Source organism: Enterobacter cloacae complex sp. 2022EL-00981 (assembly GCF_028737495.1).
GTDB lineage: Bacteria > Pseudomonadota > Gammaproteobacteria > Enterobacterales > Enterobacteriaceae > Enterobacter > Enterobacter cloacae.
In genome coordinates, this window is record NZ_JAQZRK010000005.1 from 103268 (window position 1) to 116425 (window position 13158).

General features: G+C 54.7%; 15 protein-coding genes. 8 read left to right on the plus strand and 7 right to left on the minus strand.

Features of this window, described 5'->3' with window-relative positions:
• Window positions 1-79 precede the first annotated feature (79 nt).
• Window positions 80-253 carry a YlcI/YnfO family protein gene (locus PUZ33_RS06865; RefSeq protein ID WP_065187088.1) on the minus strand — a complete coding sequence of 58 codons (174 nt, stop codon included), beginning with the start codon at window positions 251-253 and terminating at the stop codon, window positions 80-82.
• Between the two features lie 128 nt (window positions 254-381).
• Between PUZ33_RS06865 and PUZ33_RS06870 the strand changes: the two genes are divergently transcribed.
• Entirely contained in the window at window positions 382-723 is a 342-nt protein-coding gene (locus tag PUZ33_RS06870) for a SymE family type I addiction module toxin (RefSeq protein ID WP_038982749.1), read from the plus strand.
• Window positions 724-781: 58 nt separating this feature from the next.
• A complete protein-coding gene (locus tag PUZ33_RS06875) occupies window positions 782-1810 on the plus strand; it encodes a virulence RhuM family protein (protein ID WP_047024215.1) in 1029 nt (342 codons plus the stop codon).
• Here PUZ33_RS06875 and PUZ33_RS06880 read toward each other — a convergent pair.
• From PUZ33_RS06880 to PUZ33_RS06900, 5 genes are all read right to left on the minus strand, one after another.
• The gene (locus PUZ33_RS06880; RefSeq protein WP_047024216.1) at window positions 1807-2247 is read right to left on the minus strand and encodes a GNAT family N-acetyltransferase; all 441 of its coding nucleotides are present in this window, start codon (window positions 2245-2247) and stop codon (window positions 1807-1809) included. The two genes, PUZ33_RS06875 and PUZ33_RS06880, sit on opposite strands and share 4 nt — an antisense overlap.
• Window positions 2248-2342: 95 nt before the next feature.
• Window positions 2343-3341 (minus strand): class I SAM-dependent methyltransferase, encoded by a 999-nt coding sequence (locus PUZ33_RS06885; RefSeq protein ID WP_058681592.1) that lies wholly within the window; start codon window positions 3339-3341, stop codon window positions 2343-2345.
• An 85-nt stretch (window positions 3342-3426) separates the two neighbouring features.
• Window positions 3427-4314 (minus strand): GlxA family transcriptional regulator, encoded by an 888-nt coding sequence (locus tag PUZ33_RS06890; RefSeq protein WP_058681591.1) that lies wholly within the window; start codon window positions 4312-4314, stop codon window positions 3427-3429.
• Window positions 4315-4552: 238 nt separating this feature from the next.
• Complete coding sequence (locus PUZ33_RS06895; protein WP_013094867.1) at window positions 4553-5035, minus strand: hypothetical protein; 483 nt, start codon at window positions 5033-5035, stop codon at window positions 4553-4555.
• 1 nt (window position 5036) lies between these two features.
• Entirely contained in the window at window positions 5037-5828 is a 792-nt protein-coding gene (locus PUZ33_RS06900; RefSeq protein WP_058681590.1) for a winged helix-turn-helix domain-containing protein, read from the minus strand.
• A gap of 710 nt (window positions 5829-6538) precedes the next feature.
• Here PUZ33_RS06900 and PUZ33_RS06905 point away from each other — a divergent pair.
• From PUZ33_RS06905 to PUZ33_RS06930, 6 genes are read left to right on the plus strand one after another with little or no spacing between them, the layout of a single operon-like run.
• Entirely contained in the window at window positions 6539-7141 is a 603-nt protein-coding gene (locus PUZ33_RS06905; RefSeq protein ID WP_013094865.1) for a LuxR C-terminal-related transcriptional regulator, read from the plus strand.
• Window positions 7142-7193: 52 nt separating this feature from the next.
• Window positions 7194-7778 (plus strand): fimbrial protein, encoded by a 585-nt coding sequence (locus tag PUZ33_RS06910; protein ID WP_252107603.1) that lies wholly within the window; start codon window positions 7194-7196, stop codon window positions 7776-7778.
• A 53-nt stretch (window positions 7779-7831) separates the two neighbouring features.
• On the plus strand, window positions 7832-8509 hold the full coding sequence (locus tag PUZ33_RS06915) for a fimbrial biogenesis chaperone (protein WP_023621016.1): 678 nt from the start codon (window positions 7832-7834) through the stop codon (window positions 8507-8509).
• Window positions 8510-8532: 23 nt separating this feature from the next.
• The gene (locus tag PUZ33_RS06920) at window positions 8533-11055 is read left to right on the plus strand and encodes a fimbria/pilus outer membrane usher protein (RefSeq protein ID WP_058681588.1); all 2523 of its coding nucleotides are present in this window, start codon (window positions 8533-8535) and stop codon (window positions 11053-11055) included.
• The gene (locus PUZ33_RS06925) at window positions 11046-11561 is read left to right on the plus strand and encodes a fimbrial protein (RefSeq protein ID WP_058681587.1); all 516 of its coding nucleotides are present in this window, start codon (window positions 11046-11048) and stop codon (window positions 11559-11561) included. The genes PUZ33_RS06920 and PUZ33_RS06925 overlap by 10 nt, the downstream gene beginning before the upstream one ends.
• On the plus strand, window positions 11561-12571 hold the full coding sequence (locus PUZ33_RS06930; RefSeq protein WP_058681647.1) for a fimbrial protein: 1011 nt from the start codon (window positions 11561-11563) through the stop codon (window positions 12569-12571). The genes PUZ33_RS06925 and PUZ33_RS06930 overlap by 1 nt, the downstream gene beginning before the upstream one ends.
• 3 nt (window positions 12572-12574) lie before the next feature.
• Here the strand turns inward: PUZ33_RS06930 and PUZ33_RS06935 are convergent, their stop codons facing one another.
• Window positions 12575-13099, minus strand: coding sequence for a lipocalin family protein (locus PUZ33_RS06935; RefSeq protein ID WP_020686467.1), 525 nt, complete (start codon window positions 13097-13099; stop codon window positions 12575-12577).
• Window positions 13100-13158: the final 59 nt, after the last annotated feature.

A 13158-nucleotide genomic window follows, 5' to 3' on the forward strand; every position in this document is an offset into this window, starting at 1 on the left:
AATGAATACTTCAATATACATCAATAAATTTAAACCAGCGGAACTTCAATACTCAAAATATTCTTAGATAATTTTTATGTCAACTAAGATCATTTTTTTTATTCAAACGGAATAAACAAGCCTCTTTCACCCACTTACTAAAATTCCCTTTCCCCGCCGCCTTCTCAATCTGCTCCAAAAGCTCATCCTCAAACCGGATGTTCTTCATCGTGCTCTTGGTACGGTCAAAATTTGGTTTCTTTTTCTCTTGCATGGTAGGTACCACTTCGGTTAGTTTATCCGCATGTGGTACCTACCACATGGATTCGGAATTCTAACAACGCCCAGCAGTGTTGGAGCACTAAAGGGCGTCTAACATCACCAACTATCAAGGAGTTGATTATGGCTGATTCGCATTCTACCCCAGACACCGACCAATCCGGAACCGAGCGTTCGTTAATTGTGGGATACCGCCCGAATGTTTTCGACAAATCCACGCCTAAAATCATCCTTTCCGGCAAGTGGCTGCGCGCGGCGGGTTTTGATACTGGGCAGCAAGTCACGATAAAAGTCATGAAAGGATGCATCGTTCTGGTGGCGTATAACGAGCAGGAGCAGAGGTTGCAGGATGATTATAAACGGACGAAAGCAAAGCTTATTGAGATAGAGAACGCGCTGACAGCCATCCAAACTCCGCGTGCTGGAAAGCGCCTCGCAAAAACAAATACAAACCACCTGGCTTAGCGGCTGTTTCTGGCATACTACGAACTTACCGACATCAACCTTATAGGGTGGGGGCAGCATGACATATGAAGAATTAATCAATTCACCAGCCGGTGAGTTCGTCATGTTTGCCAGCAAGGATGGAAAAGTTCGCATTGAATGCCGCTTCGAAAGCGATACTTTGTGGCTCTCACAGGCTACGATCTGTGAGTTATACGGCAAAGCCAAAGCAACGATCAGTGGGCATATCAAGAATATTTTTGATGAGGGTGAGCTGGTCGAAAATTCAGTTGTTCGGTTTTACCGAACAACTGCCAGCGATGGTAAAGTATATAACGTTCAATATTTTAGCCTGCCCGTCATTCTCGCCATCGGCTATCGCGTCCGCTCCACGCGAGGGACACAGTTCCGCCAGTGGGCCACCCAAACGCTGCAGGAATATCTGGTAAAAGGCTTCGTTATGGACGACGAGCGCCTGAAAAACCCGCCTGTGGGATCATCCGCCGTACCTGACTATTTCGATGAAATGCTGGAACGCATTCGCGATATACGGGCCAGCGAACGCCGGGTTTATCTCCGTGTGAGGGAGATTTTTGCATTAGCCGCTGACTATCAGCCGTCACTCAAAGAAACCACGCAATTCTTCCAGACCATCCAGAATAAACTGCATTTTGCCTGCACCGGCCTTACCGCCGCTGAGTTGATTCACCAGCGTGCGGACGCCACGCAACCGTATATGGGGCTGACCAGCTATAAAGGCGAAGAAGTCCGTAAAAGCGATGTCACCACAGCAAAAAATTATCTGTCTCAGGATGAAGTCAGCGAACTAAATCGTGTCGTTAATATGTGGCTCGACTTTGCTGAAGATCAGGCCAAACGCCGCAAGCAGGTATTTTTACGAGACTGGCAAACCAAACTCGATCAGTTCCTGCAATTTAACGACCGGGACGTTTTAGAAGGCGCAGGCAAAATCAGCAAAAAGGCGGCGGATGAAAAGGCGTGTTCAGAATACATTGAGTATGAAAAGAAGCAGCGCCTGCTGAAAGAAGCCGAGGGAGAGAAAGATATTGTCGGCTTATTAAAATGGGATAAGCAGGCTAAGCGCTAATCCCTATTCAACCGCATATGCAGCAACGGAAACGGATTCCCCTGCCCATCAACCTCTGAGCGGCCGACCTGCACAAACCCCATATGGCGATAAAACGCGACGCCCTGCGGGTTTTGCTCATTCACATCCACTTCGTTTACGCCAAACTCTGCGATGGCATAGTGCAGCAGCAATTTCCCCACGCCCTTTCCCCGGCTCGCATCATCAACAAACAGCATTTCAATGCGGTTTTCATCCACGCCTAAAAAGCCGTGGATAATACCTGCATCATCGCGGGCCATCACGACGGTGAGGTTTGGCAGATACGCGTTGAGCAATAGTGGGCGCAGAGCCGCGATATCGCTTTCCTGTAAAAAGTGATGGGTAGCGCGAACGGAGGATTCCCAGATTGCGACCAGGCGTTCGAAGTGTGAGGGATGTGCGGTTTCTATTTTCATGAGGGGATCATGTTTGGAAAACCGAACTAATGCAAGTCACGCTGTGCGTGCTGCTCCCCCTCACCCTCTCCCACAGGGAGAGGGAACCGTTCGCGCTAAACCCTCACCTCCATCACCGCGTACACCCCATCCTTTGGCACCACCACGGTGACATTCTCCACCGGCACGCCCGCCGCGAGGTGGATATCCTGCAATTGCAGCAACGACCTGGGATGGATGTCCTCCCAGCCAATACCGCGCAGCACAAAGTCGAGCTGCGGGCTGCTGGTCAGCATATTCGACACAATCACCGCCCCGCCGGGCTTCACCAGCCGCAGCGCGCGCTGCAGGAAAGTCACCGCATCGGTATCGTTGAAGTACTCAAATATACCCAGCGCGTCGACCAGTTCGGCCTGATGCTCGCCCAGCTCCAGCAGTAAATCGTCGTTACGCACCAGCGTATGCAGCAGGTTGCGCCTGAGCAGCGTCAGCTGTTCGCCCACAACCAGCCCCTCCTGCGCGGCCATGGTCTCGGCCCAGCTCAGCGCGACGGGGTCTTTATCTACCAGCGTCAGGTACACCTGCTGACCGTCGAGCTTTGCGTTGCGCAGCGCCTCCAGCACGGGAATGGCCGCCCCGCTGGCCAGGCTCACCCAGTTGTTCTCGCTCTCGTTATGGATGTACTTCTCTACCAGCGCAGCCAGCACTTTTGCGCGGGAGCGCACGCCGATGGCGTCGTTAGCGTGAATAAACCACTGGCGGCTGTCGCTGTCCATTTTCGTGCCTTCGGGGAGGCGCTCCTCCAGCGGATTTTGCACCACAAACAGCGCCAGCGCGGTGGGAACCAGCCGGGCGCGCCACGCGAGAAGCGCAGGCCGGTTGCGAAAAGCCTGTTCGGAGTAACGGTTCTGCGGGACAAGCACCGCCTGCCCGCCCTCTTCGTATTCAATCAGCGGAGGGCGAAGCGCCGGGTCGGCTTTCAGGGCCCGGTTAAGCGCGTTGATCTCCCGGGCAGTCTCGTCTTTCATCGGCCACTGGTCGCTGACATCAGGAAATGAGGCGCTGAAAATGGTCATATTTCCCGGTGCGCTGCCGCGAAAAGGCTGCCAGTTCATGTCATCGTCCCCCCGTTGGGCTTTTAACGGAAGTGTATCCAGGCAAACCAGTAATACCCTACGAAGAAAGCACGAAATCGGGGCATTAGCTCTGCGACGTGCGCCACACCCCTGGCGTACAGCCGTACTCAAGCTGGAAGTGACGAATAAAATGGGCGCAGTCGCTAAAGCCCATCCGCCGCGCAATGTCCGTGACGCTTTGCTGCGAGTTCTTCAACAGCCAGCAGGCATAGCGCAGTCTGGCGCTGCGGATAAATTCACGTGCCGTTTTACCAAACTCGGCGTGAAACAGGCGATTAAGCTGACGCTCGCTCAGCTTGACGTCCTGGGCCAGCCCGGCGGCGCTAAGCGGGCGTGTCAGGTACTGTTCGATGATCATGACCGCTCTGCGCAGCCGCGAGTCCGGGATCAGCGCAATATTGGCAGGCCGCGGGGTAGTAACAGCGTGCGGTGAGAGCGATAAACGCCGTGACGTGGTGGCGGCAATATCGTCGCCCGCATGGGCGCGAATCAGCGCCGTGGTTAGCGTCAGCGTCGAGATCCCGCCCGGGCAGGTCAGCACATCGCCTTCATCGATAAAATCCAGCCCCTGCTCGGCATAAACCTGCGGAAACCGTTGCGTGAAGACGTCATGATGATAAGGATGGATCGAGGCGCGCCGTTCATTGAGGATCCCCTCTTCCGCCAGGATAAAGCTCCCGGTGCCAATACCGATCAGCGGAATGGCGTTGTGATGCGCCTCTGCAAGAAATGCCCGGTCGTCCTGGAGCCCCTTATCCAGATCCTCCAGGCTTCCGCCAATCACGGCAATATAGTCGTATTCCCCCGGAGTAAGATGCGCGGCTTCAGGCTGCACGCTAATACCGGCGTTGCTGGTGATGGGCAATTCCGCCCGGGTGCTTATCAGACTGAGTTTGAACGCGATTTTCTGTCTGGATTTTTGTACACAGGACGCCGTACGTAACGCCTCCATTAACCCCGATAAGGCTAATAACGAAAAATGGGGCCACAGAAATAAACCGATATGCAGGGGTTTATTTCGTGCAGAACCACGCCTGCATGAGTCATCAATTAAAGTTTTCATTACCTTGCCAAAAAATATTAATTACATTATCGCAACATATTGTGTTGCTCTTATATTACTCTAAGATATTTCTTAGCGGTTCAATAAAGTATAAATGATGACCACAAAACAGCAACGCTTTTCCCGTTCAGCCCTCCGTTTTTGAGGGGTGGCACACATAGGTCGGTAACGTCCCCAGAATGAATAAATAATTATCATTCTGCTGTTTCTTAATTCGCATATAAATACTCTCGTTGGGGTAGATGAAAAATAACGGTTCGTACTTCTCCAGCCAGCTGTCGCTCACGTCATCATCGGGGAATTTGATATTGCGGACAGATCGCATGTAATAGACATTATCTTTGCGCTCTACCTGAAAGAATATTTTACGATTAAAGGTCTTACCCGGATCGCTCTTCACCCGACCGTTCATGCTGAGCGTGCCGTTGTTACCGTCCACCGTATAATTTAGCCACAGGGTCAGTGTCTCTTCAGGATGGTGCTGAATAAAGTTCACCTGACAGGCAAAAGGGTGAATGTAATAACGCTGCCACAGATAATAACCAGCGGCTAACGCCCCCACCAGCAGGCACAAACAGAGCGTTAACAGCGTTTGACGGTAACGAGCCATATTAATGATCCTGAATAAAGTAATCTGACATACAACGGTTTGGTTCCGTCATTGCCCGGTCGCAGCGGATCACCGAAGCACGCGGCAACAGGCTATATCCACTGATATAGATCCAGGGGTAACTGCTGCATTCATCTTTAAATGGCGCAGCATAGGCCAGCGCTTTTTCCCTGTCCTGCGGCGTCTCGATATCGCGGGCAAAATAGAGCCGACACTCTCCCATCATTGTCGTGAAGCGGTAACCGTCCACAAAATAGTTGTCATGCGGCCGGCTATAGCTGATGACGCTCACGCTAATGATTAACAGCAGCGCCAGCTGTGCGCCCCCCAGCCAGAAGCGTCGTTTCGCAACCGGAGCAACGGGAGTGACAGGAGCCACGGGCTGCGGCACGCCATCCTCTTCCTGAACGGTCTGGACCGGTGCTTCTGGCTCTGCCGAGGGCAACTGCGCCTCTTTAATCGTAATTTGCGTATCGCTTGCCAGCGTCAGGCCAATACGGGGGATCGTGACGATTGGATCGGTTTCAAACCCGGCTTTTTTCAGCCCCTTACGCAGAATAGAGATATTCTGGTAATAGGTATTCGGCGACACCATCATTCCCCGACGTTGCCAGACAATGTCCATACACTCCTGTTGAGTGACAATACTCCCGGCTCTTTCAATCAATAACAGCAAACAACGTCCGGCAGGCGAGTTTAATACCACCACCTGTTCAGGATTATTGAGGTCGCGTAATGTGCTGGCCGCAGGATGAAACTCGACGATGCCATTAATGATATAATACTTATGCATAAGACTCGTTAAATACCTCCTGTAAACGCCGGTTTAAGGATTAATGTGACCGATAAACCCGCGTCTGTATATCCTGGCGCCTGGCGAAAAATCTTATTTTTATTTTTTCTTAACCGCTTATCTGAAGTTCTCTTAACCGCCTTTTTGGCCATATGAGATCTGGCAAAGCACCTGAAAATGCCTCATGCTACCTTTCCCCACGCGGACTTGACACTGACAAAACTCGACAAAACGGCGAATTGAACGCTTCGGCCATCCGTGTCTGAATTATTCAGAGACCTTTATTCACTTTTTCCGAGGAAACCAGACAAGACGCGGCCTGTAGGCAATTTCAGTCATCTCAAACTCGTCTAAAAGACCCGTCATAATTAACAGTTTCACCCTGAAATTGTTAGCAGAAGTAAGTAACAAGGCGGAATACCTGACATCACCAGACAATTTCCTTACAAAACATTTAGTAAAGCCAACTTTTCATTAAAAAGTGTCGGTATGATTAATTACAGGCAAATATGAGGCAGCCGGTACGGCAGGGAGATAATGAAGAAATCCGTTTAGCTCAACTTAATACAAATTAAGATTAATTCAGATTACCTGTTTCGCACTATCCGTATAGTGACTCCACACCGTGCAATGCTTAATTGCTTCGAAAATACAGGCATCGTTCTGCCAGACGGGCGAGCCTCATTACAATTATAAATCGAGGGAATAACATGGCGAATAAAACCGGAAATAAACGTCATTTAACAACCGCACTGTTGGGAGGCGATCACTTTTCACGTCAGGGGATCGCCGCGGTATTAAAAAACATGGTTCCTGAAATGCAGGTAATAGCATCAAGCGATGATTATTCATTAATGGAAACCGTGTTTTTAACCACCCCCGTTGATGTCATTTTTTTATCCGGCACGGAAAAGTATCACGCGGGATTTGATTGCCTGAAATATATAAAAAACATCAAATCCCGCCAGCCTGACGTCCTTATTTGTATGTATTCCGCGCCAGCCAATTCCTGGCTGTGGATACGCGGCGATATAGATGCCTATATCTCGCTGCAGGAGCCACTTTATCACTGGCGAGCCAGCTTATTAAAAATGGTCGATAGCCGATATCGCCCAAAAAAGAAACCCACGGCGTTATCGCTGACGCCGGGCGAATGGCGAGTATTGAAGGATCTGCGAAAAGGTCTGGATATGCGTTATATCGCCGAAACAGAGCAGCTTTCTTACCGCCGCGTCAGCGCGTTAAAAAGCTCAGCGATAAGAAAACTTGGGCTCAGAAATAAGACAGATTTGCTGGTCTTTTTAACCAGTTAGATCTGTCGACCAAGAGCACAACCCGACATAACGACAACATGGAATCAGGACAATGAAAGCTCAATTTAAAACGAAAACACTGCTTGCCGTCGCCGTTGCGGCAGTACTGCCAGCAGGGTCGGCGTTCGCTGCAACCACCAGCGGCGGTACGGTGAACTTCAGCGGCAAGGTGGTGAACTCAGCCTGCGCCATCAGTGCTGGCAGCGCCAACATTGATGTCGACATGGGCGAAGTGCGTACCGCCACGCTGGCCGCGGCAGGCAGTGAAGCCAGCACCGCGAAAGCCTTCTCCATCACCCTGGAAGATTGCGAAATCGCCGATACCTCCGCCTCAACGGAAGACAACCCGATTGCCGCTACCACCGTGGCCGTGACCTTCACCGGTACGCCGGATGCGGCCGATGCCAACAGCCTGGCCGTTGGCACAAACGGCGGCGCTAACTCGGCGCAGCATGTTGCGATTCGCCTGTACGACGAGCAGGGCAAAGTGGTGAAGCTGGGTGAACCTGCCGCCGCCATTCCTCTGCGTGCGGGGGCCAACACCCTGAACTTCAGCGCGAAATATTACTCACCGCAGGGCAACGCCACGGCGGGTGATGCCAGCGCGGTTGCAACCTACACCGTTACCTACTCGTAATTTTCAGGCCCGGTTCGCTGGCCGGGCCTGACTCAGCTTTAAGGAGACGCACCATGCGCGCAAAAGCAGGGATCTGTCTGGCTATTTCATTATGTTCATCCGCCGCATATGCAGGCGGCGTAGGGCTGGGCGCCACGCGAATGGTCTACTCCAGCACTACTAACCAGTCCATGCTGCAGGTCAGGAACACGCATCCCGACGCCACGTTCCTGATCCAGTCATGGATGGAAAACGAAAAAGGGCAAAAAACCAACGACTTCGTTATTACGCCGCCACTGTTCGTCATGAAACCGGCCAGCGAAAGCGCGGTGAAAATCATGTTTAACGGTAAAGCCCTGCCAGAGGATCGCGAAACGCTCTACTGGATGACGGTGAAAGCCATTCCACAGCAGACCAAAAGCGGTTCCGGCAATTCGCTGCAGTTTGCTTCGGCAAACCGCATCAAGGTGTTTTATCGCCCGGAGAGCCTTGGGCAAGGCGCAGGGGACGCCTGGAAAAGCCTGACCGGAGCCTATCGCGGCGGAAAGGTCACGCTCAGCAACCCAACGCCGTACTACCTCACCACCATCAACCTGAAAATCGATGGCATGCCGGTACAGCCGGTGATGGTGCCGCCGAAATCCAGCGTAACGCTGGGCGAAACCTTCAGCCACGCCAGCAGCGTGAGCTACCAGACCATTAACGATTACGGCGCATGGACGCCCGCGACACGCGCGGCATTGTCCCAATAATCCCGACTGTGAGGCGTGACCACGTGAAAAGAAAAATCCTGTGTGCCACGGTGATCTCCCTGGTAATTCGGCAGGCCATGGCGGCTGAAAGCGCGTTGCAATTTAACCCTGCGTTCCTCAACGGTGAGAGCGCCAACAGCGCCGATCTCGCCTGGGTCAACGCCGGGAGCGCATTGCCGCCGGGCGATCACAACCTCAACGTGTATATCAATAACAACTATGCGTTCACCGGCAATATCACGTTCCGCACCGCTGAAAATACAGGGGAAGCCCTGCCATGCCTCACGCCTGAACAGATCGCGGCGCTGGGCATCGACAGCCAGCAGGCGAAAGGCGGCGCACTGCCGCTCGCGCAGCGCTGCATTTTTCTGACGGAGGCGTTTGCCGATACCCGGTTTGATTTTGACCAGCAGACGCTCTCCCTCAGCTTCACCGTACCGCAGAGCGCGATGCGCAATTTGCCGCGCGGGTATGTCAGCCCGGAAAGCTGGGAAGCGGGCATTCCTGCCACGTGGCTGAACTATGTGGTAAACGGCTCGAACAATGACTATCAGGGCGAGACGCGCACGCGCGACCAGCAGCTGTTTGCGAGCCTGAACAGCGGCATCAATCTCGGCGCGTGGCGGCTGCGTGATTTCACCACGTGGACCAAAGATACTAACGAACTCACCCACGTGCAGACCTGGCTGCAGCGGGATATTCCCGCCCTGAACGCGCAGGTTTACGCCGGGGAAACGTATACCTCCGCCCAGGTGTTCGACGCCGTGGGCCTGCGCGGCATTGCCCTGAAAACCGATGACAATATGCTGCCTGCCAGCCTGAGCGGCTATGCGCCGGAAGTGCGCGGCATCGCCCGCAGCAACGCCACGGTGACGGTTCGCCAGAACGGCAACATCATTTATCAAACCTCAGTGCCGCCGGGGGCGTTTGTGCTGAAAGATCTCTACCCGACCTCTTCCGGGGGCGATCTCGCGGTCACGATCCAGGAGAACGACGGCAGCCAGACGCAGTACACGCTTCCGTATGCCAGCGTGCCAAACCTGGTGCGTAACGGACAGCTGAAATATGCCCTGGGAGCAGGGAAATATCGTCCGATGGGCCATCAGGATGCGCCCTCTTTCGCGCAGGGCGAGCTGTTCTACGGCTGGCGTTATGGCCTGACGTTTTACGGTGGGGCGCAGTTTGCCGATCGCTATAACGGTCTGGCCTTCGGGATTGGGCAGAACCTGGGGCGCTTTGGCGCGTATTCCATCGACCTGACCCACGCCCGCAGCCAGCTGGCGGACGACCAGCACTACACCGGCGATTCCGTGCGCCTGCGTTACAGCAAGCTGCTGAATGATATCGGCACGCGGGTTAATTTTTTCTCGCTGCGCTACTCAACGAAAGGGTTTTATACCCTGAGCGATACCACGTACAAGGGCATGGCGGGCGGATCCCCAAAGCAAATTGTGGAAGACGATGGCACCGTCACCACCCACTACGACACGGTATATAATCTGCGCATGTCGCGTAAGGCCAAAAACCAGCTGCTGCTGTCACAGCCGATGGGGCAATACGGTTCGCTGTCGCTGTCGTGGGATCAGCAAACCTACTGGAACACGTCGAAAACCACGCAAAGTTTGCAGTTCGCGTGGAATGCCACGTTTCGTAACGTGTCGCTTGGCGTCAGCGTTCAGCGCAGCGCCAGCCTGTATGACGACAAAAAAGATAACGTGCTGGCGATGTCACTTTCGGTGCCGCTGGGCAACCCGGCGCTGTCGACCCGCGCCCGCTTTACCACCACCCATGCGGATTCAACCGGCACTACGGCCAGTACCGGCGTGAGCGGTTATCTGCCGGGCCAGGAGAACCTGTTTTACAGCGTCAACCAGCGCTATAGCGCGCAGCAGCACTACGGCGGCGACGCCACGCTGCAATACGAAGGCGCAAAAGGAGACTACAACCTGGGCTACAGCTATACCCGCGATTCCCGCAACCTCAGCTACGGGATGAGCGGCGGCGCGGTGCTGCATGAAGATGGTCTGACGCTGAGCCAGCCGCTCGGCAACACCAACATTCTGGTGAAAGCCCCGGGCGCCAGCGACGTTGCCGTGCTTAACCACAAGGGTATCAAAACCGACAGCCGGGGCTACGCGGTGATCCCCTACGCCACGCCGTACCGCGTGAACCAGGTCGCGCTGGATGTCACAACCGCAGGTAATGACGTGGAGCTGGAGAATGCCATCGTCAACAAAACGCCGACCGACGGCGCGCTGGTTCGCGCCACCCTTGTCACACGCCAGGGGAAAAAAGCGATGTTTGTCGTGCGCCGCGGCAACGACGTGCTGCCCTTCGGCACGCTGGTCTCACTGAACGATAACAAAACCAGCGGCATCGTCGGCGACGGCGGCAGCCTGTATTTGTCGGGGTTAACCGAGCGAGGCACGTTGAGTGCCGTATGGGGGCGCAACAGCGACCAGCGCTGCACCATCAACTACGCGTTGAACAAGCAGAGCTATAACGCCCGTACCGGGCTCTATTCACAGGAGGTGGTATGTCAGTAACGCTTCGGACGTTCAGCATCGCTTTGCTGATCTTCACGTTCCCGGTTCACGGCTATGACGTGCTGGTTTCCGTCACCGGGAATTTGATCGGCAACACCTGCGTTGTCGCGGCGGACTCTAAAGAGCAGGACGTTCCGCTGGGTACCATCGGGATTAAACAATTCCCCCGTGCAGGCGCGGTCAGCAATATCAAAACGCCCTTCACAATCAGGCTTGAAGCGTGCGGGCCAACCTTTGCCGGGGTCAAAATCCGCTTCAGCGGCACGCCGGATAACGACAACCCGCAGCTGGTGAAAATTGCCGACGGCGGCGCCACCGGCGTGGCGGTGCAGATCCTCGATAAAGACGGCGTGCTGATCCCCCTCGACACGCAAACCACCGCCCGGGGCACGCCGGGCGATGACAGCGTAGAGATGACCTTCTACGCTCGGCTGGCCGCCACGGGCGCGCCGGTGAATGCCGGAGACGTCTCCGCCTTTGCCACCTGGACCACGGAGTATCAATGATGCGTTTATTCTTGTTTATTAGCGGATTACTGCTCTGCGCCAGCGCACAGGCGATGGAATGGAAATCAGATATCACCCTCTCCCCGCAGCCGATGACCTACAGCGGCCCGGCAGATTCGGTGGCGCCGGGGAGTATTATCGGCTCCACCTGGAGCGCCACCGCCAGCGTGCAACAGGTGTTCTGGTGCGGTTTTTTTTATACCTGCTCCAAAGGCACGCTGGAGCCGAGCAGCAGCGCGATCTCAAGCGGGATGACAGTCACCGTCGATGGCGCGAACTACACCATTTTTGAAACTGGCGTTCCGGGTGTGGGGTATATCATCGGGCTGAAAGATTTTAAGGGTTCACAGTATATTCCGTTGCAAAACGGGATCACCCAAAGCTATCCGGCGGATGGCACTAGCGGTATTGCTCAGGATTTAGGCTGGTCGGCAAAGGTGACCTTTATTAAGACCGCGACAGCACTGAAATCCGGGGTTTACCAGATCCCGACTATCAACGCCGCGGTGTTAACCGCCTATAACAACGAGGTCAAAACGGCAAAGGTCATCATTAACCCCACCACCATCACCGTGACGGCGAGCGGCTGTACGGTGGGCACCAAAAGCGCGAACGTCGATCTGGGCACGCTCGATATCCGCACGCTGGCCACCGTGGGCAGTACGTCGCCTTCGGGTGCGTTTAACGTCAGCCTGACCTGTGACGCGAACGTCGCGGTAAGCGCGGTGATGACCGATCAGACCACGCCGTCAAACACCTCGTCGGTGGTGACGCTGACCGGCGACTCCACCGCGTCCGGCGTAGGGGTGCAGTTTTTCTATAACGGCACCGGCCCGCTGATGATGGGGCCGGACAGCTCGGCGGCGGGCACAACCAATCAGTTCTTTATCCAGAGCACCACTGCGGCACAAACCCTGTCGCTGCCGTTCCAGGCGCAATACATCCGAACCGGCGAACTGGTCCCCGGCTCGGCGAACGCGCTGGCAAGCATTACGTTCTCGTACCAGTAGGGGTTAATGTTTTACCCACACCAGCTGATCGACCCGGAAGCCCAGACTGCGCGCGGTGTTCAGGTAATCCTGCTTCACCGCGTCCGGCACGGTTGGCGTGCGCGACAAAATCCACAGGTAGTCGCGGTTCGGGCCGCTGACCAGCGCGTACTGGTACTTATCGTCCAGCTTGATGACGTTATAGCCGCCGTAGAACGGGCCGAAGAACGAAACCTTCAGCGCGGCGGTGGTTGGCGCGCCGGTAAAGTACGCTTTGCCTTCACTCTCGTTCCATTTGTTCTTCACCGGGTCGTAACCCCGGTTAAGCACGCTGATTCCGCCATCGCTCCGTTGGCCGTAGGTGGCCGTCACCTGCTCCAGCCCGCGTTCAAAGCGGTTCTCCAGGCGGGCGACTTCATACCACTTGCCGAGATAGCGGCTGGCATCAAAACCGGAAACAGGCTGCACGCCTTTCGGCGGCGTGGGGGATTTACAGGCTACAAGGGTCAGCGCAATGGCAACCCCGGTGACAACAGGCCATAGCTTCATGAGAATTCCTTTCATTTGCACGGTTGGATGTTAAGTGTAGTGCACCCTTTCGGCGCTTC